Here is a 3,304-nt window from a genome sequence, read left to right as displayed (position 1 = left end):
CGACGAAGCCGGCCCGACCAATCACGAGGCGGCTCCGAAGCCCGCTGCCACCAAATTCGACAACGAATACGACAGCGCCGAGGACGACGAGCCTTCCCTGCCGAAAAAGCAGCGCACCTTCGCCCAACGCGGCCCGCGTTCCGGCATGGTCCGCCTCTTCATCAACATCGGCGGCATGGACATGGTGCGTCCGGGCGACATCGCCGGCATGCTTTACAACAGCGTTCAGGAATTGAAGCCCGGCAGCATCGGCACGATCGACGTCGTCGAGAAATGCAGCTTCGTCGAGGTCCCCGAGGACGCTGTCGAGCCCGTGCTCGAAACCATCCGCCAGCAACCGCCCATCATTCGCGGTCGCGAAGTTCGCATGGACTACGCTGACCGCCCTGGTGATGCCGGACAAGGCATCGGCAAAAGGCATTTCGGAGGCGGTGGCGGATTCAAGAAAGGCGGATTCGGCGGCGGCGGCTACGGCGGCGGCTTCAAGAAACCTGGTTTCGGCGGCAAGCCCGGCGGCTTCGGAGGCGGCGGAGGCGGCTTCAAAAAAGGCGGTTTCGGCAAGCCCAAGCCCTGGCTCAATCGCGAAGGTGAAGGCCCCAGCCCTGGCTATGGCAACCGTCACGATGACGACGGTGGCCCACGCCGTGAAGACTCCGGCGGCAACTACGGCGGTGGCGGCGGTGGTTTCAGGAAGCCAGGCGGCTTCGGTGGTGGTGGTGGCGGCAAACGCTTTGGTGGTGGCGGCGGCTTCAAAAAGAAGTGGTGACGCTCATCATCTCCTCATCATCTCGTGCGCCCCGCTCTGTAGGTGACTCACGCCAAGAAATCATTGGCAGCACGCTTCGCACGCTCTTAAATCTCAGCGTGGCAGCATACGTGGCTGTCTCAGTTCCCCAACACCATGTCAAAATCCTCCGCCCTCCGCGACGCGTTGAAACAGTCGCCGAACAACCTCTCGCTGCTGCTGCTCTACGGTCGCGCCTGCCTTGAGGAGCTGCACCTGGACGAGGCCAGGGAGGTCTTCGCACGCGCTTTGGACGTTGATCCCGATCAAACAGACGCCCAGCTCGGCATCGCGAAGGTCCTGTTTCTGGAAGGCAACAACTCCGGCGCGGCGGTGCGTGCGGAACGCGTCATTTTTCTCGAGCCCAACAACGCCCAGGCCCACCTGCTCCTCAGCCGGGTCTATTTGAGCGAGGGTGACCGTGCGAAGGCGCTGGATCATTTCGACCGCGCCGCCCAGATCGATGGCACCATGAGTGATCCCGCGCTGGAACGCGAACTCGGCCGCACCACTCGTGACGCGCGCAAAACCGCTCCAGCCCCCGCCCCTGAGCCGGCATCCCAGGAAACGCAACCGGCAGGCAATGCCGACCAGGATGAGTTCTTCGACGATCCCTTCGATGAGCCTCCGTTCGACTGGCGGCCGGAGACGTTCTATGCCCCCGGCGATCCGGAGCGCAACCGCGTCACCTTCGCCGATGTCGGCGGCATGGAGGAGCTGAAGGAGGAGATCCGCCTCAAGATCACCTACCCGCTGCAGTTTCCGGACCTCTACAAGGCCTACGGTCGCAAGACCGGCGGTGGCATCCTCATCTACGGCCCCCCGGGCTGCGGGAAAACGCTGATCCTGCGTGCTGTGGCGGGTGAAGTGCCCTGCAATTACCTCGCTGTCGGCCTGCACGAGATTTTCGACCCCTACTTCGGCAGCACGGAGCGCAATCTGCACCAGATCTTCGAAACCGCGCGGGCCAATGCCCCCTGCGTGCTGGTGTTCGACGACCTCGACTCACTCGCACAGGACCGCCGTCAGATTCGCGAGAGCCAGATGCGCAATCTGGTGAACCAGTTCCTGCACGAGATGGACGGCATCCGCAGCGACAATCAACGCATCCTCGTCATCGGTGCCACGAATCAGCCCTGGGCGCTCGATCCGGCCTTCCGTCGTCCGGGACGCTTCGATCAGGCCATCTTCGTGCCACCGCCGGACGCCCCTGCCCGCGCCCAGATCATCGAACTCCTCGCCAAGGACAAACCCATCGCCGATTTCGACGCCGCAGCGCTCATCGAAGCCACCAACGGCTTCTCCGGAGCCGATTTGAAGTGGGTCTTCGACCGCGCCGCCGAACTCGCCCTCTCCGCCGCCATCCACACCGGTCATCCGGTGCCGATCACGCTCGAACTCCTCCTCGCCGTGGCCAAAGCGCACACTCCGACCACTCAAACCTGGTTCGAAGGCATGCACACCCACGCCCAGAAACAGGACGGCCCCGACAGCATCTTCAACGACATGCGCAAGTTCCTCAACGCACCGTCGAACTCGAAGAAGGAACGTTGATTCGGCGAGACAGTCGATCAGCGGGCCGGTGGCTCAGCGCATCAGGCGGGCCAACATGGGCATCTGCCAGACAGCGTGGCACTGTCGGCCACCTCAATGACAACACCACCGGGCAGCCTCCCCATGGGGAAACGCAGGGGGCATGGGCCTTTTCTCAGGCAGGCAGGCGCGCCTTGCTCATCTCCCTGCGCTGTGAAAGAGTCCGCTCATGCCGCCTGCGGCCACCATGCCTGCTGACAACCTCGACTTCGCCTGGGATCGTGCCGAGACGCGGGAGTCCCTGCGGTGTCGGCTGGCGGCCAGCTCGGGCGCGGACTGGCTGCGCACGGCGGCCTGGCTCATGCGCGAGGCCCGCGTGGACCAGGTGTGGCAGTTTTTGACACTGCGGCAGGTGGCGGATTCCTTTCCCCAGCTCAGCCCCATGCTCGGACGCCGCCGCCCGGTCTGGGAACATCTGCTGCGCGCCGCTCATGAGCTGGGAAGAATCTAACGCCTGCACCCGCCGGCCGAGCTCGAGGCTTTCCGCCAAAAACTGCGCCTCGCGATTTCAACGCTGGCCCTGCCTGAGCGCCACCGCAAGGCGGTGGTGACCACGGCAGGAATCGGTTCAAAAGGGAAAAGGGCGACGAGAAGAGACGCTCAGGAAGGTAGGCACAAGGGCTGGGTGCCCGGGACTGCCGCTGATACAGGGTTGGAGTCGAATGCTGTCAGACGAGCAGTGGCTCCATTGCAATTTTGTGTGAGGGAAACCCACGCCACCATCGTTGTTTTTGCGTGCGTTCCCAATCGGCTGTCGTTTCAGATCCGGCCGGGTGCGCGCCCGCTGAGTTTGAAAAAAGCTTGCGTGCACAAAACACGGTAGGATAGAAGGAAATAACCGTTTCCCGCGCACAAAAAAAGGCGCTTCGCTATGCTGGGTGGGTAAAAGCTGAAGGGATTTGCAGGTCGAGACGGCCGGCCATCCAG

At 63.3% G+C, this 3,304-nt stretch carries 3 protein-coding genes; all 3 read left to right on the top strand.

Features of this window, described 5'->3' with window-relative positions; genetic code table 11:
* Positions 1-766 (top strand): DbpA RNA binding domain-containing protein (locus tag IAE77_RS00190; protein ID WP_294219634.1); only part of this gene is annotated, 766 nt, incomplete at its 5' end.
* 135 nt (positions 767-901) lie between these two features.
* Positions 902-2,338 carry an AAA family ATPase gene (locus IAE77_RS00185; protein WP_294219633.1) on the top strand — a complete coding sequence of 479 codons (1,437 nt, stop codon included), beginning with the start codon at positions 902-904 and terminating at the stop codon, positions 2,336-2,338.
* A 226-nt stretch (positions 2,339-2,564) separates the two neighbouring features.
* Positions 2,565-2,828 carry a hypothetical protein gene (locus IAE77_RS00180; protein ID WP_294219632.1) on the top strand — a complete coding sequence of 88 codons (264 nt, stop codon included), beginning with the start codon at positions 2,565-2,567 and terminating at the stop codon, positions 2,826-2,828.
* Positions 2,829-3,304: the final 476 nt, after the last annotated feature.

Origin of the sequence: Prosthecobacter sp., from assembly GCF_014879935.1 — a bacterium.
Taxonomy (GTDB): Bacteria; Verrucomicrobiota; Verrucomicrobiia; order Verrucomicrobiales; family Verrucomicrobiaceae; genus Prosthecobacter.
This window is presented reverse-complemented; position numbering and strand designations above follow the sequence as displayed.

Coding starts and splice junctions, on each gene's coding strand:
- IAE77_RS00185 (WP_294219633.1), top strand. CDS start 902: ATGTCAAAATCCTCCGCCCTCCGCGACGCGTTGAAACAGTCGCCGAAC.
- IAE77_RS00180 (WP_294219632.1), top strand. CDS start 2,565: ATGCCTGCTGACAACCTCGACTTCGCCTGGGATCGTGCCGAGACGCGG.